This window comes from Lysobacter sp. P5_B9 (assembly GCF_054049835.1).
Window position 1 is genome coordinate 145,971 of sequence record NZ_JBFULP010000002.1, and the last position, 19,123, is coordinate 165,093.

Here is a 19,123-nt window from a genome sequence, read left to right on the forward strand (position 1 = left end):
GCGCAGGCCATCCGAACGCACGGCGCGCTGCGCCGGGCCGGCCCACGCAGTGGAGGATGGCTTGCTTGCGCGGCATGCCGCGCAGGCCATCCGAACGCACGGCGCGCTGCGCCGGGCCGGCCCACGCAGTGGAGGATGGCCTGCTTGCGCGGCATGCCGCGCAGGCCATCCGAACGCCGCAGGCCATCCGAACGCCCGGCGCGCTGCGCCGGGCACGATGCGTCACGATGCGGCGAAACGTGCGAACCCCTGCACGAACTCGCCCAGCAGCTTGCGCGTGGCTTCGTCGGCGAGTTCGCCATCGGCATCCATCAGCGTGGCCGCGCGCGATACCTGCAGGCGGCCGCCCGCCCAGTAGCGCACGCGCAGCGTGCGCAGCACCGGCAACCACGCGTTCTGCGCGAGGATGGTGCCGAAGCCGCCGGGAGAGGCGCCGATGACGGCGAAGGGACGATCACCGAACACGCGGGGAATGTCGTCGGCCGGACGCGACAGCCAGTCGATCGCGTTCTTGAACACGCCGGGAATGCCGTTGTTGTACTCGGGCGTGCACAGCAGCACACCGTCGCTGGCGACGACGCGGTCCTTGAGTGCGAGCACCGCGGCGGGCAGACCGTCGCGCTGCTCGACGTCGCCGTCGTAGAGCGGGATGCCGTGCAGGGTGGCGGCGTCGAACTGCACATCGGGGCCGGCAAGCGATTGCGCCGCGCGCAGCAGCGCCGTGTTGAAGGAACGGGCACGCAGACTGCCGGAAATGCCGAGAATCCTGGCCATGGTGGTTCCTCGCTGGAGTTGGACGCGCCGGATCTGAATGCGCTGATCTGGACGCGCTGGATCTGGACGCGCTGGATCTGGATCAGACGGTGAGGCTGGTATCGATGCGCACTTCGCCCACCAGCACGTTGTGGATCGGGCAGGCATTGGCGATCTGCAGCAGGCGCGCGCGTTGTTCTTCGCTCAGCTCGCCCCGCAGTGTGATGCGGCGGGTGATGTCGGTGCCGCTCTTCGGCTTGCCGGCCGGATTGAACTGCAGTTCGGCCTCGACGCCCGTCAGTGGCCACTGCTTGCGGGCCGCGTACATCTGCAACGTGATCACGGTGCAGGCGCCCAGGCTGGACAGCAGCAGGCGGGTCGGATCTGGCCCCTGGTTGGCGCCGCCCCGGTCCGCCGGCTCGTCGCCCAGCCAGGTGTGCGCCAGGTCGTCGCTGAGCGTGACGGTGAAGGGAACCGCGCCGCTGCGGGCGTGGACGGTGGATGTAGTCATGAAGGGTGCCTCTGCATGTTCAGGCCCCGCGCTCGCTGGTAATGACGGCGCCGTCGCGCATGGCCTTGGTGACGGGGGTGTTGGCCACGATTTCCAGCAGCCGGTTCCATTGCTCGTTGCTGAGTGGCTGGTCGGAATGCAGCGTGCGATGCACGTGCGGCTTGCCGTCGTCGTCGAAGCTCAAGGCGAGTTCGGCGCGGAATTCGCCCAGGTTCCAGCCCTTGCGCTCGGCATACATGCGCAACGTGATCGCGGTGCAGGCCGACAACGAGGCGAGGTAGTAGTCGAAGGGTGCGGGTGCTTGCCCCTGCCCGCCCAGCGCGCGGCCTTCATCGGCGTCCAGGTCGAAATGGCCGACATGGATGCGATGCAGGTAATGCGTGTCGGTGGACACCACCGTAGCCGTGTTGACCTTGCGCATCCCATGCTCCCGTGGCGTGCAGCGCGTCACGCTAGCACGGCCGATGTAGGTGTCCGTATGTGGCTACTGCTTCCCGCAGGTGCTTTCCCGCACGATGCGCGCGAGGCGTTGCACCTCGGCCTGGACGCGCTCGCGGTCGTCGGTCACACCGAACTTGAGCGCCGATTGGGCCTCGCGCAGGCGTTGGCGCCAGCCCTCGCACAGGGCGCCGTCGGGGACGCGCTGGCACTGGTCGGTTTTCATCTCGCAGGCGGACACATTGGTGCTCTCGATGTAGCCGCTGAGTCCGGTGGGGTTGAGCGTCACGCAGCGCGGCGCCGGGGCCCCGTTCTCACTCAGGTAGGTGTCGTCGTTGTAGGTGCGGCACTCGAACAACCACGGCGGCGGCAGGCGATCGGAGTCGGCGATGACGGGTTCCGTCTCGGCGGGCGGCTCGGCAGGGGCCGGGCGTGCAGGTCGCGCTGCCACGGGTGGTGCGACCGGCGCCCGCGTTGGTGTCGACGGGGCGGAGGCCGGCGCGGACACGGCAGGCGTCGCGGTCATCACCCTGCGCACCTGCTTGCTGCCTTTCGGGCAGGGCACGTCGTTCTGGATGGTGAGGGCGCCGTTTGCGTCCGTGCAGCGGTAGATGACGACGCCCTGCGCGAGCGTTGCCTGCTGTGCGGACAGGGCGAACGCGAGCAGCACGATGGCCGGCTTCCAGAGTCTCGTTGCGATGCCACGCTGCGAGCGCAGGGAAACGCGATGGGCAACGGGCATCAACTCTCTCCACAGTCATTGGCGAGGCGCGCATCGATGCCGCGGGTCTCGCGATCGATGTCCGCGCGCTCGCTGGGTTGGGCGATGTTCCAGCGCCGGTTCAATTCGTGGCGCTCATCGCGCAGACGGCCGCACACCTCGGCCTGCGGCAAGCGATTGCATTCGTCATACAGGTATTGCCCATAGGGAATGGCAGGCACCAGGACCGGTCGGCGGAACTGGTTGGAATCGCCGATGCGCACGCTGCCGCTGACCTTGCCGCTGCGCGCGTCCATGGTGGCGCTGACGCCGCCACCGCCGCGACGTGGCAGCGCGGGATAGCCGAACATCCACGATTCCTCCCAGCGGACATGGCCCTCGCTGGTGTCGCTGGTATAGCGCTCGCCGTCGGGAGTGATGCATTCGTACAGCGGTTGCGGTGGCGTGACCACGACGTAACGCGGCGTGGGCCCGTAGGACTCCTTCGCCGCCGGGGCCGGTGCCGGGGTGGCGCGCGGCGGCGGGTCCGTCGGTCGCACCATGGTGCGCGCTTCCTGTTTCTCGCCGGCGCGGCAGGGCGTGTCGCGCAGGGCGAGCTGGCCCTTCGCATCGGTGCAGCGGTAGATGGTGACTCCGGCGGCGTGCGCGGACGCGCCGGCCAGCAGGGCCAGCAGGGCGGACAGCAGCAGGCGGCACGGCCGGATCATGGCGGCATCTTGCGCCCCGCCGCGGGTGCAGGGAAGGCGGACGCCGCCGGTGTTGGTGCGGATTCAGGCCAGCAGGATGCCGGTACGACGCAGGCATCGCGGCGGCAATGGAAAAGGCCGGCAAGGCCGGCCTTTTCCAACGCGTAAAGCTGTGGCGCGGCTACTTTGCCCGCGTGTACTCGATCTGCATGGACTTGTTTTCCTTGCCATCGCGCGTCTCGTACATCTCGAACACGGCGTGGTCCTTGTCCACGATGCGCATCGTCTGGCGTACCGGAACGATGGTGCCCGGCTTCATCGGGTCGGGCATCTGCGCGCGGTAGCTGTAGCTCTTGCTGGCCGGGTCGTAGTCGCCTTCGGACACGAACAGGCCGGTCGACATGTTGTCCGACCAGGTGCTGAAGTACTTGCCGGTGACATTGTCGAAACCGAGGTAGCCCAAGCCCTGGAACGGCTGGCCCATGTACTGGCCGCTGTAATCCATGCGCAGCTGGCGACCGCCGAGCACGGCGGTGTTGACCGACTTGCCGGTTTCCATCGAGGGTGGCGCGGACGGATCCATCCACGACGACATCTTGGTGTTCCAGGTGCCTTCGAACTCTGAGATCAGCTGCTTGTGCCGCTCGCCGGGCGTCGCCGCCTTCTGCCAGGCGTCCATCATCGCCTTCTGTTCGGCGCTCATCTGGGGCGGGGCAGTCGCCTTGTCCTGGGCGAAAGCCGGCATGGCGATGAGGAGGCCGAGCGACAGCGCGGCCAGGTGGCGAATTTTCATTGATCCTCTCCATTGGAAGGGCCGCGGCCGCGGCCAGCGGGCGCACCCTACGCGCGGCTCCGTTAACGCGGCGTGGGCTGTGCGCCCGGTTTCAGAGGCGCAGCACGTCACCCGTGCGCGCATCGCGGATCGCAGTGGGCGCGGCCAGGCCGCCGGTCTCGCCTTCACTGGTGCCATCGAGCAGCGCGAGAAGGACGGGATCGAGCGCGTCGCGATGGAACGCGGGCGCTTCGCCGGCGCGGTTGGCGCTGGTGGATACCAGCGCGGCGCCAAACTTTCCACACAATGCGGCCACGATCGGATGGGCGCTGACACGTACGGCGACACCGGCATGCGCACCGGTGATCCAGCGCGGCACGCGCGCCGTGGCTGGCACGATCCAGGTGTGCGGACCCGGCCAGCTCGCCTCGACGGCAGCGATGCGATCGGCTGGCAGCGCGTCCCAGTCCAGCAGGCCGTCGAAGTGGGCACGGTCGCCGGCAACGAGGATCAGACCCTTGCCGACTTCGCGCTGCTTGATGGCGAGCAGGCGCATCACCGCGGCTTCGTTGAAGGGATCGCAGCCCAGTCCCCACACCGCCTCGGTCGGATAGGCGAGGACGCCGCCGCGTTGCAACGCGGCGACGGATTGCCTGATCGAAAGTGCGGCCGTGCTCATCCTTGCCCGAACACGTTTCAGAACGGCGGCTTGTCGGCTGCCGTCTTCTTGACGGCTTTCTTCGTGACCTTCTTGGCCGCTTTCTTCGTCGCTACCTTGGTGGTCTTCTTCACCGCTTTCTTGGCCGCCTTCTTGGCCGCTTTCTTTGCGGCCTTCTTCGCTGGCGCCTTCTTCGCGGGGGCCTTTGCCGCCGCCGCCTTCTTCGCTGCCGGTTCCTTCTTGGCCGCGGCTTTCTTGCCGAAGCGGCCGCGCATCGGCTTGCCGGTCGTCTCCATGAGTTCCTGCGCTTCGGCCAGCGTCAGCGACGCCGGCTCGCGGTCCTTGGGGATGCGGCCGTTGAGCTTGCCATCGGACAGGTACGGACCGAAGCGGCCGTTGAGCACCTGGATGTCGCTGCCCTCGAATTCCTTGATGATGCGGTTGCGCGCGATCTCTTCCTTCTCATCGATCAGGAAAACGGCGCGGGCGAGGTCGATCGTGTACGGATCGTCCTCTTTCTTCAGCGAGGCATACACGCTGCCACGCTTGGCGAACGGGCCGAAGCGGCCGACGCCGACGCTGACCTCATGGCCGCCGCTCTCGCCGAGCTTGCGCGGCAGCTTGAACAGCTCCAGCGCGTCGGCGAGTTCAATGGTGTGCATCGACTGGCCCGGACGCAGCGAGGCGAACTCCAGCTTCTCGTCGGTGTCCTTGTTGCCGATCTGCGCATAGGGCCCGTATCGGCCCAGGCGCACACTCACCGGCTTGCCCGACTTGGGATCGGTGCCGAGCTCGCGCGCACCGGTGGCTTCGCTGCGATCCACCGACTCGGTCTTCTCGGTGACCAGCTCCTTGAACGGACCCCAGAACTTCTCCATCAGCGGAATCCATTCCTCCTCGCCGCGCGAGACGGCATCGAGTTCGTCCTCGAGCTTGGCGGTGAAGTCGTAATCGACGTACTGGGTGAAGTGGCTGCTGAGGAAGTTCGACACCGCGCGGCCGACGTCGGACGGGCGGAAGCTGCGGCCTTCCATTTCGGCGTACTTGCGGAACAGCAGGGTCTGGATGATCGAGGCGTAGGTCGAGGGCCGGCCGATGCCGTATTCCTCGAGCGCCTTGACCAGCGCCGCTTCGGTGAAGCGCGGCGGCGGCTGCGTGAAATGCTGGTCCGCGTGGATGCGCTCGAGCGGCACGCGGTCGCCGGTCTTCATCGCCGGCAGCTTGCGGCCTTCGTCCTCGTCCTCCGAGGACTTGGTGTCCTTGCCTTCCTCGTACACGGCGAGGAAGCCCGGATCCACGATCGTGGTGCCGGACGCGCGGAAGCTGTGCTCGTTGCCGGCGGCGAGATCGACGCTGACGGTGTTGAGCGTGGCCGGAACCATCTGCGAGGCAACGGCGCGCTTCCAGATCAGGTCGTAGAGCTTGCGCTCGTCGTCGCTGAGGTGGCGCGACACCTGTTGCGGCGTGCGCAGCGCGGAGGTCGGGCGCACCGCTTCGTGCGCTTCCTGCGCGTTCTTCGACTTGGTCGTATAGACGTTCGGCTTGTCCGGCAGCGCGCGGGTGCCGTAGTCGCGGGCGATCACGTCGCGGATCTCGCCCAGCGCGTCCTGCGACAGGGCGACAGAGTCGGTACGCATGTAGCTGATCAGGCCGACCGTGCCTTCCTCGCCGATCGCCACGCCTTCGTACAGTTTCTGCGCCACCTGCATGGTCTTGCGCGTCGTGAAGCCGAGCTTGCGCGCGGCTTCCTGCTGCAGCGTCGAGGTGGTGAACGGCGGTGCGGGGCGGCGCTTGCGTTCCTTGCTGGTGACGTCGGTGACGTGCAGCGCGCCGGCGGCGGCCTTCACGATGCGCTGGCGCGCGGCTTCGGCGGTGTCGCCATCGGTTACGGTGAACTGCTCGAACTTCTTGCCGTCGAGCTTGGTGAGCTTGGCGGTGAACGCCTGCGACGGATGCGTGCACTCGGCCTCGATCGACCAGTACTCGCGGGCGATGAAGGCTTCGATCTCCTCTTCGCGCTCGACGATCATGCGCAGCGCCGGCGACTGCACGCGGCCGGCGGAGAGGCCGCGCTGCACCTTGCGCCACAGCACCGGCGAGAGGTTGAAGCCGACCAGGTAGTCCAGCGCGCGTCGCGCCTGCTGCGCATCGACCAGGTCGCTGGCGATGTCGCGCGGCTGGGTCATCGCTTCCTTGATCGCGCGCGGCGTGATTTCGGTGAACACCACGCGCTGCAGCGTCTTGCCCTTGAGCAGCCCACGCTCCTTGAGGATCTCGGCGATGTGCCAACTGATCGCCTCGCCTTCGCGATCCGGGTCGGTCGCGAGGTACAGGGCGTCGGCGCCCTTGGCGGCCTTGGCGATGGCATCGACGTGCTTCTCGTTCTTCTCGATCAGGTCGTAGCGCATGGCGAAGCCGTTGTCCGGGTCCACCGCCCCCTCCTTGGGCACCAGGTCGCGCACATGGCCGTACGAGGCCAGGACGGTGAAGTCCTTGCCCAGGTACTTGTTGATCGTCTTGGCCTTGGCGGGCGACTCGACGATGAGGAGGTTCTTGGCCATGGGGGAGTCCGGTTCCGGGCGTTCCCCGGGGGCAACGGGGAGAACGCCAAACGACAGCAGAGAAGGCAACGCCCGGGGCGGGAGCCACGGGCGTTGGAAGTGTTTTTCTTTTTTAGTGGAATCACGAGGCGGCCAGCGCTGTCAAGCCGAGGCCGCCAAAATCGGGGCACGGCACCGTCCGCGAGGCCCGCTGGCGGCCCCTACGGCGGTTCAGCGGCCGGCAGCGGCCGCCGCGATCATGCCGATCGCGGCAATCATGGCCATCAGGCCCGCCGCCATCAGAATGCCACCGATCACGAGAATCACGGTCGTGACGGTGCCCAACTCCTCCCGCTGCTGCTCGGGCTTGTTGGTGAATGCCCACTTGTCGACCACCAGGGTGCTGCAGATCATGTCGTGCAGCGCTCGCTTGCGATCCGTGAATGCGGCCATCACCACGCCGGCGAGCAGGATCATGCAACTGAGCAGCAGCCCGAAGTAGCGGCCGAAGCCGCGCCAGAAGCTGATGTGACCACCCTGCTCGTTCACGACTTTGATGCCGATGGCCATCTTGCCGAGCGACGCCTGGCTGGCCGACGCGTGCATCACGCCGAAGTAGGTGGCGCCAAGCAGCAGCCCGAGAGTCTGCGAAACCGCCTGGATGACGACCATGCTGGCTCCGCCGGCTCCGAGAATGCCGCCGGAAACCGCACCGAGCATCATTCCAAGCACGGCCAGCACCAGCGAATCGATGAAGTAGGCGGCAGTGCGTTTCCAGAAACCGGCGTAGACCACGTGGCCATCGCTGACGAGCCCGGGGTTCCCGACGTGCGCGCGTGGCGGTGCATAGGGGGATTGCGGTTCGGCGACGGCGTAGGGATTCGCGCCCGATGACAGCGCACCCGCTGCCGCCAGGGTGCCCAGCGAAGCCGGGAACGAGGCCTGGGCATCGTGCTGGGGCGCCGCTGCCGCCATCGGCTCGGCCATTGCATACGGATTCACGCCCGCCGACAGCGGCACGGCATCGGCAGCTGGCGAGGCACGGCCGGCGGCTTCATCCAGCGCCTGCGTCATCATCTCGCGCCACGCGCGCCATTGCGGCATGCCTTCGCGCCAGACCAACGTTTCGGGCTGCAGTTGGCCGGCGTGGTGCAGGTCGGCCAGATCGCGCGCGGCAACGGGTCCGTGGCGGTTGCGTTCGTAGTCGCTGTAATACCAATCGCTCATGTAATGAAACCCTGGTGGAGTAGGCGTGGCTTAGCCACAGTTCGGTGGCCGGAATTCAGCCGCGATTTCCGTAGTCGAGCAGCGCACTTCAATGCTTCCCTCCGACGGAATCGCGTCATAACGCAATGCCTTGCCCTCGATCATGGGACCCTGGTGCAGGAAGGTGACCCGGTATCCGCAGTGCTGTCCGGCATTGCTGTCCAGGTCGACAGTGAAATTGCCGGCGAGACCGGGATCGCGGACCTGCAGGCTCTCGAATTCGAAGGTGTCGGGGCACTCGCGCCGCTGCGGGTAGTAGGTCGTCATGGCCCGTGCGACCAGGGTGCGCACCTGCGCATCGGATTGGGCCATCGCGTCCATGTCGTAGGCGGGCGCCGCAGTGGATGCATGGCGAGCGCGTTCGACGTAGTCGCGGTACGCCGGGATCGCGATGGCCGCGAGGATGCCTGCCAGGGGCACCGCGGCGGCGGCGCAGACGATCAGTGCGATGAGGCAGCCGGACATGCCTTTCTGCTGCGATCGCGTGGGCGGATGCGATGCATGCGCCGTGACGCGTGCAGGCAGGGGCGGTGGCATCGCGGCGACAGGCGTGATCGAGTCGATGTCGAGTTCGATGGCCACGCGTTCGAGCGCTACCCACTGCACCATCCCGTCGCACCATACCAGGCTGTCTCGGCCCAGACGGCGCTGGCGATAGTGTTCGCGCAACTCGTCCGCGGTCAGTGGCCCGACGCGGTTGCGGGCTCCGTCGATGTAATGCCAGTGGGTCATGGCCACGGATTCCGTGCAAGCCGCGACACTGCGCGGCCCTCGTCCGGGTCGTGGTAATAGCAGTCGATCATCGCCTCCCCCCGAGGCCATCCCTGCAGCCGGAGTCCACGTTGCGTCTGCCGGTCGCAGGTGCGCCGGCAGCGATGCGGCTAATGTACCGGCTCGGGTTCGTCAGCGAACATCTGCGTTTCCATCCAGGCGTACGCGGCCTCGCTGCCGGGCTGGTTGAACAGCACCATCAGCACGACCCACTTGAGGTCGTCGAGGTCGAGTTCGTCCTGGTCCAGCGCCATCGCGCGGTCGAGCACGAGTTCGCGCTGGTCGGCGTCGAGGATGCCGTGCTGCTCCAGGAACAGCAGGAAGCCGCGGCACTCCACGTCCAGTTTGTCCAGTTCGGGTCCGAAATAGACACGGGTAGGACCGCCTGCGCGGGGTGTGGACGTGCTGGGGCGCTGCGAGGCGAGCGCGTCCAGCCATTCGAAGGCCTTGTTGATTTCGGCGGGACTGAAACCGGCCTGGCCGAGTTCCTCGAAGAGGGGGCCGCTGCGAAGCGAATCGTGGTCGCGGACGAGATCGGCGTCCTCGGTGAAGTAGTGCTCGAACAGGTACAGCAGGACGTCCAGGATGCTCTCTTTCATTTCCCTCGGCCTGCGCCGCAAGCGGCGCGATGGGCGGGTTGGGGCTTACTTAGGGGTGCCGCAAGAACCATGCCTCACAGGCGGATTCATCGACTCCGGTGGTACCGGCCGTGTTGCGTTGCTACCTGGCCGTCAAGCTCCATGATCAGGAGCATGGAGGACAGTTCGGCGGGCGTCAATCCGGTTCGTTGAACCAGTTGCTCCATACCTGTTGGGTCATGGCCGAGCGCCTTCCACAACTTCTGGTAGTCGGCGTTATGGCTTGGTGGACCGCCGGAAGTCGCGCCGGCACCCGTGAAGGCGGGGCGCGTGACCGCGTCGTGGTCGCTGGGATCCGCGGCAGATGTGGGGCCGCCAAGGCGCAGCCGCAAGTCGGTGGCCAACTCGTGCGCGACAGGCGCCAGGGCCGCGATCACCTCGGTGGCGGTCTCGACCAGGGTGGCGCCTTCCCGGATCAGGCGGTGGCAGCCGCGCGCGAGCGGGTTGTGGATCGAGCCGGGAACCGCGAACACCTCACGCCCGGCGTCGACGGCCTGCCGGGCGGTGATCAATGCGCCCGAACGGTCGGCGGCTTCCACCACCAGCGTGCCGAGCGAGAGCCCAGCCAGGATGCGGTTGCGGCTGGGGAAGTGCTCGGCGCGCGCGCCGGTGCCGGGCAGATGCTCGCTGACGATGGTGCCGGTCGCGGCGATGCGCGCGTGCAAGCCGGCATGGCTGCGGGGATAGGGCACGTCGGGGCCGGTACCGAGGACGGCGAGGGTGAGGCCGCCGGCATCGAGGACCGCTTCATGCGCGGCGGCATCGATTCCGGCCGCGAGCCCGCTGGCAACCCCGAAGCCGGCCACCGCGAGGGCGCGGGCGAACGTGGCGGCATTGTCACGACCGCCCGGCGTGGCGGCGCGGCTGCCGACGATGGCGAGGGAGGGATGCCACAGCAGCGACGGCTCGCCGGCGACGAACAGGGCAAGCGGTGCGTTCGCAGTGCGGCGGAGCAGGGAGGGATAGTCGGGGTCGTTCCAGCCAAGCAGATGGTGGTTGGAATGCGCGAGCCATTGCCTGGCGCGTTCGAGCGCCGCGTGGTCCGGATTCCGCAGCGCACTCGTCTGCGCATCCGAGAGCCCGCAGGCGCGCCAGAACGAGACTCCTGCCGTGAGCGCTCCGGCGGCGCCGGCGTGGTCGAGCAGGCTCTTGCGCGGCGCCGCAGCGCCACCGGCCACGACCAGGCGCAATAACGCGTCGATGTCATCGTTGTGCATCGCTGCAGGCTACGTGGCACGCGACGCCGGCGAATCCGGCCGGGGCCGCAATCCGCAGTAGGAATTGCCTGAACCTGTGCGGCAACGGCGACGAAGTGCGCCAGGAAAAAAACAACGGCGCCATTCGGCGCCGTTGCATGTCGCGGAGCGAGCGCCCGATCAGTACGGCGCGTCGGGATGCTTCAGTTCGTAGCCCACGCGGGTCGGGCGGACACTGTCCATCACCAGCGCGTAGCTGACCTTGTCGAAGGTGCGGAACACCACCATGTGGCCGGCGTATTCGTCCGGCAGGCGCACGGTGTTGCCATGGCCGACGGTGTCATAGCTGCGGTCATCGCCCACTGCCACGCGATCGACCTTGTCGGTGCCGACGCGCCAGCTGGAGAACACGGTGCCGTTGTCGACGCCATCGCGCGAGCCGACCGACAGCGCCACCACATCACGCGGGCCGCCCGTGCGGAGCATGTCGGCGACGGCAAGCACCTTGGCCTTGCCGTAGGCGAATTCCTGCTTCGGAGCATGCGGGAAGAACTGCAGGTCGTAAGGCTGCGCTTCGACCGGGATCAGGCGGTCGCCGACGCGCACTTCGCGACCGCTCTGGTCCACCACCAGCGTGCTGGCCTCGGCCTGGCCGACTTCGCCGCGGCTGACCGTGGCAGTGGTGATCTGCATCAGTTCATAGCCGAGGAATTCGCCGCGCGTCGCCGGCATCTGGTGATTCCACAGCTGCTCGGTGCCCTTGGTCATGTCGCCGCGGAAATCGAGATCGTCCGCCTTCTGCACGGTGACATCGCAGCAGCGCTTCGGATTGATGCCGGTGTAGCGCTGGGTCGGGCGCACGATCGCGTAGCGCTGGCCGGCTTCGGCGCCGGACAGGCCGCGCACGTAGGCGACCTGGTCCAGCGAAGCGCGCAGGCGGTCTTCTTCCAGGCCGACCACGTAGGGCAGGTCCTCGAACTCGTCGACCACGCGCAGGTTCTTCAGGAACGGCTCCACCTGCGAGAGCGGGACGCCGGTGGCCGGCGCTTCCTCGCGCGGGCCGGGAGTCACCGCGACGCGGTCGAGGTAGGCCAGCGAGATGACGTCGCCGGGGTAGATCAGGTGCGGATTCTTGATCTGCGGGTTGGCCTGCCAGATCTCCGGCCACAGCCACGGTCGCTTGAGGAACTTGCCCGCAATGTCCCACAGCGTGTCGCCTCGGCGCACGGTGTAGGTATCAGGATGATCACCGTTCATCTCGGCGGCGACGCCGACGGTAGCGATGGTCAGGAGCGCAGCGGTAAGAACCGTGCGGATTGGTTTAAGCATGGCGGCCATGTATCTGATTCCCCTTGCCAGTTTCCCCACGGGCCCGGGCACTATAGCCCAGAAGATGCGCGCCTTTGCAAGCTTTCCACGGCCTTCGCAGGGTTACAATTCGACCTGTCATTGACGATGTGACCGTGGCCCCCATTTTTCCGGGATGCCATCTGCCGCACCTCACAGCGCTTCAGTGACCGGCTGCATGTTTCCCCAACCGCCGCGTTGTCCCGCGACAACCCGGCATCCCTTCGACGCGAAGGGTCCAGAGACTTCGTACCATGGCCCTGCTCCCCATCCTTGAATTCCCCGACCCGCGGCTGCGTACCAAGGCCGGTCCGGTCGACCCCGTCAGGATCGGCGACGACGCCTTCCAGCGCCTGCTCGACGACATGTTCGAAACCATGTACGAAGCCCCCGGCATCGGGCTGGCGGCGAGCCAGGTCGACGTCCACCAGACCTTCATGGTCATAGACGTGAGCGACGATAAAACCCGGCCGCTGGTCTTCATCAACCCGGTGATCACCGCGCGCGCCGGCGACCAGGTCTACCAGGAAGGCTGCCTGTCGGTACCGGGCATCTTTGCCGATGTCACCCGCGCCAACGAGATCACGGTGCAGGCCCTGGACCGCGAAGGCCAGCCGTTCGAGATGCACGTCGATGGCCTGCTCGCGGTGTGCATCCAGCATGAGATGGACCATCTGATCGGCAAGCTGTTCGTCGACTACCTCTCGCCGCTCAAGCGCGAGATGGTGCGCAAGAAGCTGGCCAAGGCTCGCCGCCAGGCGGCCGCCTGACTGTAAAGGGGCCGGTGGAACGCCGGACCCGGATAATGGCGCACGTCCCGCGGGGCGTGCGGCCGGAATTGCCGCTGCGGCACACCGCAGATGAAGTTCGTGTTGTCGGGCGAAGGTGCAAGGCGCTTCGCTTATCGCACCCTACGGGTTACCCATGACTCTGAGAATCGTCTTCGCCGGCACGCCGGATTTCGCCGTGCCCAGCCTGCGCGCCGCCGCGCAACGCAATGAAGTGGTCGCGGTCTACACCCAGCCCGACCGCCCCGCGGGCCGCGGCCGCGAACTGACGCCCTCGCCGGTCAAGCGCGAGGCGCTGCTGCGCGGCATCGAGGTGGTGCAGCCGGAGAACTTCAAACCGGTCGTGTCGAAGGACGCGCTGCGGGCATTGAAGCCGGACCTCATGATCGTTGTTGCCTACGGCCTGATCCTGCCGCAGTCGGTGCTCGACATTCCGACCTACGGTTGCTGGAACGTGCACGCCTCGCTGCTGCCGCGCTGGCGCGGCGCCGCGCCGATCCAGCGCGCGATCGAAGCGGGCGACCGCGAATCGGGCGTGTGCCTGATGCAGATGGAGAAGGGCCTCGACACCGGGCCGGTGCTGCTGTCGCAGGCGCTGGAGATCGGCGCGGACGAGGGCGGCGGCCAGTTGCATGATCGCCTCGCCGCGCTGGGCGCGCAGGTCCTCGCCGATGGCCTGGGACTGCTGCGCGCCGGCGTCCGTCCGCACCCGCGGCCGCAGCCCGACGTGGGCGTCACCTACGCGCACAAGCTCGACAAGGCCGAAGCCCGGTTCGACTGGTCGCAAGCGGCGGGCGTGCTCGCCAATAAAGTGCGTGCGTTCAATCCCTGGCCGATGGCCGAGGCGATCGTCGCCGGCGAGCGCCTGCGCCTGCACGGCGCGGTGGCGCTGCCGGAACGCCACGACGCCGCGCCCGGCACCCTGCTGCGCGCGGGCCGCGACGGACTCGATGTCGCCTGCGGCGAAGGCGTCCTGCGCATCCGCGTGCTGCAGCGGGAAGGCGGCAAGGCTATCAGCGCCGCCGACTACCTCAACGGCCGTCCTGACCTGAGGGGCGCGTGAGCAGCGGTGCCGCGTCGCGGGTCGTGGCGGCGCGTGTGCTCGACGCCGTGCTGCATCGCGGCCGTTCGCTCAAGGCCGAGCTGTCCGCGCACTTGTCGACGCTGGGCGACACGCGTGATCGCGCCCTGGTCGAGGCGATCTGCTTCGCGGTGCTGCGCCATCCATCGCGTTTCGAGGGCGCATTGAAGGCATGGATTCCGCGTCCGCTGGGCCGGCGCGACGACGAACTGCGCGCGCTGCTGTACGTCGGCTTCGCCCAGCTCGATCCGCTGGCCTTGCCTGCGCACGCCGCGGTCGCCTCGACGGTGGAAGCCGCGCGATCGCTGGGCCGCGCCCACCAGGCAGGCATGGTCAACGCGCTGCTGCGCCGCGCGCAACGCGATGGCCTGCCGTCCGGCGATCCCGCCGCGCATTGGCCGCAGTGGCTGCGAAAGCGCCTGCAACAGGACTGGCCGCAGGAGCACGCGCGCATCCTCGAAGCCAGCGCGCAGATGCCGCCCTTGTGGTTGCGCGTGAACCGGCTGCAGCAGTCGCGCGATGCCTACCGCCAGTGCCTGCTCGACGCCGGCATTGCATCGCACGTCGATGACACCGCCGCCGATGCGCTGCGCCTCGATGCCAGTCTCGCCGTCGCCCAGTTGCCGGGCTTCGCCGAGGGCGCGGTGTCGGTGCAGGACCTGTCCGCGCAGCGCGTCGCCGATGCGTTGCCGCTGGTGCCCGGTGCGCGCGTGCTCGACGCCTGCGCCGCGCCGGGCGGAAAGTCGGCGCATCTGCTGGAGCGGGATCCCGCGCTGCGCCTGATCGCGCTGGATGTGGATGCCTCCCGACTGGAGCGGGTGCGCGGCACCTTCGCGCGGGTACGGGTCGGCGCCGGCGCGCGCCTGCTCGCTGCCGACGCGACCCGCCTGGAAAGCTGGTGGGATGGCACGCCACTCGACGCCGTGCTGATCGACGCGCCGTGCTCGGCGACGGGCATCGTGCGGCGCCAACCCGACGTGCTGCTACATCGGCGCGAAACCGACCTGGCGCCATTGCTCGCCACCCAGGCGCGGCTGCTGGATGCGTTGTGGACGACGCTCGCGCCGGGTGGAGTGCTGGTGTATGCCACCTGTTCGGTACTCAAGGCGGAGAACGAACAGCAGGTCGCGGCGTTCCTGGCGCGCACGCCGGATGCCACCGCCGATGCGCTGGACGAGGAGTTCGGCGACCACGCCAGCCCATTCGAACGGGGCGGCGCGGGCCGGCAGCGCCTGCCCGGCGAGCGGGGCGGTGATGGCTTCTACTACGCCCGCCTGCGCAAGGCAGCTTGACGCTCCCGGGTCTGCGCAGGACGGACCTGCACAGGCGCAACCGACAAGAACCCGACATCGCCCGACTATGATCCGCGCATGCTGAAAACGAACCGATCCCGCGAAACCTGGATGTTCTGGATCCTCGCCGTGCTGGTGCTCGGTGCCGGCCTTGGCCTGCGCGATCCGTGGCCCGCCGACGAACCGCGCTTCGCGCTCGTTGCCAAGCACATGATCGAGAGCGGCGAGTGGTTGTTCCCGCACCGCGGTGCCGAGCTGTATTCGGACAAGCCGCCGACGTTCATGTGGCTGCAGGCGCTGGCCTACTCGCTGTTCGGCAACTGGCGCGTGGCGTTCCTGCTGCCCTCCCTGCTCGCCGCGCTGGGCACCCTGTGGTGCGTGGTCGACCTGGGCAAGCGGCTGTGGACGCGCCGCGTCGGCCTGTATGCCGGCTATGCGCTGCTGTTCGCATTGCAGTTCACCTACCAGGCGAAGAAGGCGCAGATCGATCCGACGGTGATGTTCTGGATCACCCTCGCCAACTACGGCCTGATCCGCCACTTCCTGCGCGGGCCGGACTGGCGCATGTGGACGCTGGCCTGGTTCGCGGCGGGCGTGGGCACCATCACGAAGGGCGTCGGGGTGCTCGCGCTGCTGATGCTGGCGCCGGCGATTTTCGCGGCGACCCGCGGCTGGGCAGGGGCCCGCGTGCATCGGCGCGACTGGCGCCTGCTGCTCGGCCCGTTGGCGCTGGTGGTCGCGATGTCGCTATGGCTGGTGCCCATGGTGACCACGGCGTTGCACCATCCGGACCCGGCCTACCGCGCCTACCTGGAAGACATCCTGTTCCGCCAGACCGCGGGGCGTTACACGCGATCCTGGGACCATCCGCATCCGCCCTGGTACTTCATCGGCGTGATGCTGACGATGTGGCTGCCTCCCCTGCTGGCATTGCCGTGGGCGCTGCCGGCATGGAAGCGGCGCCTGCAGCGACGCGATGCGCGCTACCTGCTGCCATTGGCGTGGTGGGTATTGGTCGTCCTGTTCTTCTCGTTTCCCCACGGCAAGCGCGACGTCTACATCATGCCGACGCTGCCGATGGCCTGCCTCGCGCTCGCGCCGTTGCTGCCGGGCATCGTGCGCAAGTTGTGGGCGCGACGACTGGCACTCGGATTCGCACTTGCGTTCACCCTGGCGATGACGGGTGTCGGGCTGGCCATGCTGCTGGGTCATACCGGTTTCGTGGACAAACTGATCGGCGAGCGCGGCCTGCAGCGCGATGCGGCGCCGTTTGGCTGGATGCTGCTGGCGATGGGGGCGGGCGGGTTGGGCAGCCTGCTGTGGTTCGGCCTGCGCCGCCCGATCGCGGTGCTGCTGTCGACGCTCACCTTCATCTGGGTGCTGTATGGCCTGGTCGCCTATCCGCTGCTGAATCCGTCCAGCTCCGCGACTGGCCTGATGGCCGAGATCGACGGTCGCCTCGCCCCGGATGCGCAGCTTGGCCTCGTTGCCTGGAAGGAGCAGATCCTGCTGATGTCGCGGCGGCCAGCGATGACGTTCGGCTTCAAGGTGCCGATCGGCGAGCAGCTCCGGCGCGGCGTGGCCTGGCAGCGGCAGGCCCCTCGGCAGCGCTGGCTGCTGGTGCAGGAACCGGCGATGTCGAAATGCATCGACCGCAGCAAGGTCATGCTCGGCGGTCGCTCCAACCGCCGGATCTGGTGGCTGGTGCCGGCCACGGCCGTGGTGCCCGGTTGCGTGATCACGGACAACGACCTGCAGGACACCGACGGGGATTGAACGGGACGTTGTCGGGCGACCGCGCCGCCGCGCAGCAGGCGGTGCGCTACAGCGGCCGGCCGTTCTGCAGCAGCCACAGCATGACGGTCTTCTGCCGCACATAGTTGGCGCGTACATAGGCATAGACCAGCCCATGCCAGCCGTCGAGGAAGCCGCCGCGCAGCACGTAGCCGCGCCAGAACCGCCACGCCGGCGCGAGTACCAGCTTGCCCAGCGTGGCGCGCTTGCCGCGGGCGAAGTCGTGCTCGGCCATCATCCTTGCGTAGCGCTGCGTCTTCGCCAGTTGCTGCTCGAGTGAGCGATAGGGGTAGTGGATCAGGTCGCCCCTGATCGTGCGGACTTCGCCTTCCACGCTCGCCGCCTCATGCACTTCGCGCGTGCCGCGCCAGCCGCCGCGGCGGCGGTCGAACAGGCGCAGGACGCGGTCCGGATAGGCGTTGCCGTGGCGCAGGAACTTGCCGAAATACTCGCTCAGCCGGGCGAAACGGTAACCGGCCGCGGTGGTGAAGCCGCCCGCGCGCTCCGCCTCGATCGCCGCACGCAACTCCGCGCTGACGCGCTCGTCGGCGTCCAGGCACAGGACCCAGTCGTGGGTGGCCTGTTCGATCGCGAACTGTTTCTGGCTGCGGAAACCGTCGAACGGCCGCGCAATCACGCGTGCACCCAGCGACTCGGCGATCGCGCGCGTGGCATCGGTCGAATGCGAGTCGACCACCACGATCTCGTCGCAGAACGCGAGCGAGGCGAGGCAGTCGCCAATGCGGTCGGCCTCGTTGAACGTGATAATGCACGCGGAAATCGGCACGCGCGCCGAACGGGTCTGGGAAGTAGTGATGGCGGATTACCTGTTGTTCGCGACCGAGCGCTATGCGCTGCCCATCCTGCAGCCGCTGGCGGATGCGCTGCAAGCCTTGGGGCACGGCGTGCACGCGTGGTTCGTGGACGGCGCCGCGGGATCGACGCTGCCGGCACCGGTGCGGATGGTGGGAATGCGGGAAGCCGTCGCGCTCAGGCCGCGGGCGGTGTTCAGCGCCGCCAACTGGGTGCCGACGTTCGTGGATGGCGCCAAGGTCCAGCTTTTCCATGGTTTCAATGTGGAGAAGCGTTCCAACGAGCGTGGCCACTTCCGCGTGCGCGGCCTGTTCGATCTGTACTGCACGCAGGGACCGGCGACGACGGAGCCATTCCGCGCGCTGGCGGCGCGCGAACGGCATTTCGCGGTCGTCGAAACCGGCTGGCCCAAGCTCGATCCACTGTTCCGCGACGATGACGGCAGTGCGGCGGCCCTGCGCGCGCCGGCGGGTGGGCGTCCGCTGGTGATGTTCGCCTCCACGTTCACCGAACGGCTCAGCGCCGCGCCGCACCTGCTCGACGCGATCGCGGCCGAGGTCGCACGCGGCGATCGCTATTGGCTGCTGACCCTGCACCCGAAGTGCCCGCCGGAACTGTTCGCGCGCTATCGCGCTCTCGCCGGCGCGAACGCGGCCTTCATCGAAACCGAGCAGCTGGTCGCCGCGGAGCGCGCCGCCGACGTGCTGCTGGCGGACACGACGTCGGTGGTCTCGGAGTTCGTCGTGCAACGCAAACCCGTGTTGACCTTCCGCAACCGCGCACCGAAGCCGCACATGCTCGACTTCGCCGAGCCTTCGCGGTTGCCGGAGATGCTCGCGCAGGCCTTCGCCCCGGATGCGCGCCTGCAGGGGGCATTGGCCGACTACGCCGATGCGATCCACCCCTGGCGCGATGGTCGTTCGTCGGAACGGGTCATCGCCGCGACCGACGCGCTGCTGGCCGGACAACTGGGCACGCTGCGAAACAAGCCGCTCTCGTCGCTGTGGCGCCGCCTGCAGATCCGTCGCGAGCTGGGGTACTGGGGGCGCTGAACCGTC

General features: G+C 68.1%; 19 protein-coding genes. 5 read left to right on the top strand and 14 right to left on the bottom strand.

From position 1 onward, the window contains the following. Positions 1-222 precede the first annotated feature (222 nt). The 13 genes from ACXJJ9_RS05780 to ACXJJ9_RS05840 all read right to left on the bottom strand — a co-directional run bounded on the left by ACXJJ9_RS05780 (position 223) and on the right by ACXJJ9_RS05840 (position 12,279). Positions 223-774, bottom strand: a complete 552-nt coding sequence (locus tag ACXJJ9_RS05780) for an NADPH-dependent FMN reductase (protein WP_310054426.1) — start codon at positions 772-774, stop codon at positions 223-225. Between the two features lie 82 nt (positions 775-856). After that, complete coding sequence (locus tag ACXJJ9_RS05785; RefSeq protein WP_457096275.1) at positions 857-1,264, bottom strand: OsmC family protein; 408 nt, start codon at positions 1,262-1,264, stop codon at positions 857-859. A 19-nt stretch (positions 1,265-1,283) separates the two neighbouring features. After that, a complete protein-coding gene (locus ACXJJ9_RS05790; protein ID WP_457096276.1) occupies positions 1,284-1,685 on the bottom strand; it encodes an OsmC family protein in 402 nt (133 codons plus the stop codon). Between the two features lie 63 nt (positions 1,686-1,748). Further along, positions 1,749-2,444 carry a DUF4124 domain-containing protein gene (locus ACXJJ9_RS05795; protein ID WP_457096277.1) on the bottom strand — a complete coding sequence of 232 codons (696 nt, stop codon included), beginning with the start codon at positions 2,442-2,444 and terminating at the stop codon, positions 1,749-1,751. Further along, complete coding sequence (locus tag ACXJJ9_RS05800; RefSeq protein ID WP_457096278.1) at positions 2,444-3,130, bottom strand: DUF4124 domain-containing protein; 687 nt, start codon at positions 3,128-3,130, stop codon at positions 2,444-2,446. Before ACXJJ9_RS05800 ends, ACXJJ9_RS05795 begins: the two co-directional genes overlap by 1 nt. A 160-nt stretch (positions 3,131-3,290) precedes the next feature. Then, positions 3,291-3,902, bottom strand: a complete 612-nt coding sequence (locus ACXJJ9_RS05805; RefSeq protein WP_457096279.1) for a DUF1579 domain-containing protein — start codon at positions 3,900-3,902, stop codon at positions 3,291-3,293. A gap of 91 nt (positions 3,903-3,993) precedes the next feature. After that, positions 3,994-4,560, bottom strand: coding sequence for an L-threonylcarbamoyladenylate synthase (locus tag ACXJJ9_RS05810; protein WP_457096280.1), 567 nt, complete (start codon positions 4,558-4,560; stop codon positions 3,994-3,996). A gap of 17 nt (positions 4,561-4,577) precedes the next feature. Further along, a complete protein-coding gene (locus tag ACXJJ9_RS05815) occupies positions 4,578-7,100 on the bottom strand; it encodes a DNA topoisomerase I (protein ID WP_457096281.1) in 2,523 nt (840 codons plus the stop codon). Between the two features lie 210 nt (positions 7,101-7,310). Next, positions 7,311-8,306 (bottom strand): RDD family protein, encoded by a 996-nt coding sequence (locus tag ACXJJ9_RS05820; RefSeq protein ID WP_457096282.1) that lies wholly within the window; start codon positions 8,304-8,306, stop codon positions 7,311-7,313. A gap of 30 nt (positions 8,307-8,336) precedes the next feature. Continuing rightward, positions 8,337-9,077, bottom strand: coding sequence for a GYF domain-containing protein (locus ACXJJ9_RS05825; RefSeq protein ID WP_457096283.1), 741 nt, complete (start codon positions 9,075-9,077; stop codon positions 8,337-8,339). A gap of 149 nt (positions 9,078-9,226) precedes the next feature. Then, the gene (locus tag ACXJJ9_RS05830; protein WP_457096284.1) at positions 9,227-9,715 is read right to left on the bottom strand and encodes a DUF494 family protein; all 489 of its coding nucleotides are present in this window, start codon (positions 9,713-9,715) and stop codon (positions 9,227-9,229) included. An 86-nt stretch (positions 9,716-9,801) separates the two neighbouring features. After that, on the bottom strand, positions 9,802-10,971 hold the full coding sequence (gene dprA / locus ACXJJ9_RS05835; protein ID WP_457096285.1) for a DNA-processing protein DprA: 1,170 nt from the start codon (positions 10,969-10,971) through the stop codon (positions 9,802-9,804). Positions 10,972-11,130: 159 nt separating this feature from the next. Next, positions 11,131-12,279: a LysM peptidoglycan-binding domain-containing protein gene (locus ACXJJ9_RS05840; protein ID WP_310054405.1), complete on the bottom strand. Its 1,149-nt coding sequence runs from the start codon at positions 12,277-12,279 to the stop codon at positions 11,131-11,133. Between the two features lie 272 nt (positions 12,280-12,551). Here ACXJJ9_RS05840 and def point away from each other — a divergent pair, with 272 nt between their 5' ends. The 4 genes from def (at position 12,552) to ACXJJ9_RS05860 (ending at position 17,234) form a co-directional block, all read left to right on the top strand. Beyond that, the gene (gene def, locus ACXJJ9_RS05845) at positions 12,552-13,067 is read left to right on the top strand and encodes a peptide deformylase (protein ID WP_457096286.1); all 516 of its coding nucleotides are present in this window, start codon (positions 12,552-12,554) and stop codon (positions 13,065-13,067) included. 160 nt (positions 13,068-13,227) lie between these two features. Next, entirely contained in the window at positions 13,228-14,148 is a 921-nt protein-coding gene (gene fmt / locus ACXJJ9_RS05850; RefSeq protein WP_457096587.1) for a methionyl-tRNA formyltransferase, read from the top strand. Further along, complete coding sequence (rsmB, locus tag ACXJJ9_RS05855) at positions 14,145-15,458, top strand: 16S rRNA (cytosine(967)-C(5))-methyltransferase RsmB (RefSeq protein WP_457096287.1); 1,314 nt, start codon at positions 14,145-14,147, stop codon at positions 15,456-15,458. Before fmt ends, rsmB begins: the two co-directional genes overlap by 4 nt. Positions 15,459-15,536: 78 nt before the next feature. Beyond that, a complete protein-coding gene (locus ACXJJ9_RS05860) occupies positions 15,537-17,234 on the top strand; it encodes an ArnT family glycosyltransferase (RefSeq protein WP_457096288.1) in 1,698 nt (565 codons plus the stop codon). 46 nt (positions 17,235-17,280) lie between these two features. Here the strand turns inward: ACXJJ9_RS05860 and ACXJJ9_RS05865 are convergent, their stop codons facing one another. Then, a complete protein-coding gene (locus tag ACXJJ9_RS05865; RefSeq protein WP_457096289.1) occupies positions 17,281-18,039 on the bottom strand; it encodes a glycosyltransferase family 2 protein in 759 nt (252 codons plus the stop codon). 25 nt (positions 18,040-18,064) lie between these two features. Here ACXJJ9_RS05865 and ACXJJ9_RS05870 point away from each other — a divergent pair, with 25 nt between their 5' ends. Further along, the gene (locus ACXJJ9_RS05870) at positions 18,065-19,117 is read left to right on the top strand and encodes a CDP-glycerol glycerophosphotransferase family protein (protein ID WP_457096588.1); all 1,053 of its coding nucleotides are present in this window, start codon (positions 18,065-18,067) and stop codon (positions 19,115-19,117) included. The last annotated feature ends 6 nt before the right edge of the window (positions 19,118-19,123 follow it).

Coding starts and splice junctions, on each gene's coding strand:
- ACXJJ9_RS05800 (WP_457096278.1), bottom strand. CDS start 3,130: ATGATCCGGCCGTGCCGCCTGCTGCTGTCCGCCCTGCTGGCCCTGCTG.
- ACXJJ9_RS05785 (WP_457096275.1), bottom strand. CDS start 1,264: ATGACTACATCCACCGTCCACGCCCGCAGCGGCGCGGTTCCCTTCACC.
- ACXJJ9_RS05815 (WP_457096281.1), bottom strand. CDS start 7,100: ATGGCCAAGAACCTCCTCATCGTCGAGTCGCCCGCCAAGGCCAAGACG.
- def (WP_457096286.1), top strand. CDS start 12,552: ATGGCCCTGCTCCCCATCCTTGAATTCCCCGACCCGCGGCTGCGTACC.
- ACXJJ9_RS05810 (WP_457096280.1), bottom strand. CDS start 4,560: ATGAGCACGGCCGCACTTTCGATCAGGCAATCCGTCGCCGCGTTGCAA.
- ACXJJ9_RS05780 (WP_310054426.1), bottom strand. CDS start 774: ATGGCCAGGATTCTCGGCATTTCCGGCAGTCTGCGTGCCCGTTCCTTC.
- ACXJJ9_RS05820 (WP_457096282.1), bottom strand. CDS start 8,306: ATGAGCGATTGGTATTACAGCGACTACGAACGCAACCGCCACGGACCC.
- ACXJJ9_RS05830 (WP_457096284.1), bottom strand. CDS start 9,715: ATGAAAGAGAGCATCCTGGACGTCCTGCTGTACCTGTTCGAGCACTAC.
- ACXJJ9_RS05790 (WP_457096276.1), bottom strand. CDS start 1,685: ATGCGCAAGGTCAACACGGCTACGGTGGTGTCCACCGACACGCATTAC.
- ACXJJ9_RS05860 (WP_457096288.1), top strand. CDS start 15,537: ATGCTGAAAACGAACCGATCCCGCGAAACCTGGATGTTCTGGATCCTC.
- ACXJJ9_RS05805 (WP_457096279.1), bottom strand. CDS start 3,902: ATGAAAATTCGCCACCTGGCCGCGCTGTCGCTCGGCCTCCTCATCGCC.
- dprA (WP_457096285.1), bottom strand. CDS start 10,971: ATGCACAACGATGACATCGACGCGTTATTGCGCCTGGTCGTGGCCGGT.
- ACXJJ9_RS05840 (WP_310054405.1), bottom strand. CDS start 12,279: ATGCTTAAACCAATCCGCACGGTTCTTACCGCTGCGCTCCTGACCATC.
- ACXJJ9_RS05795 (WP_457096277.1), bottom strand. CDS start 2,444: ATGCCCGTTGCCCATCGCGTTTCCCTGCGCTCGCAGCGTGGCATCGCA.
- ACXJJ9_RS05825 (WP_457096283.1), bottom strand. CDS start 9,077: ATGACCCACTGGCATTACATCGACGGAGCCCGCAACCGCGTCGGGCCA.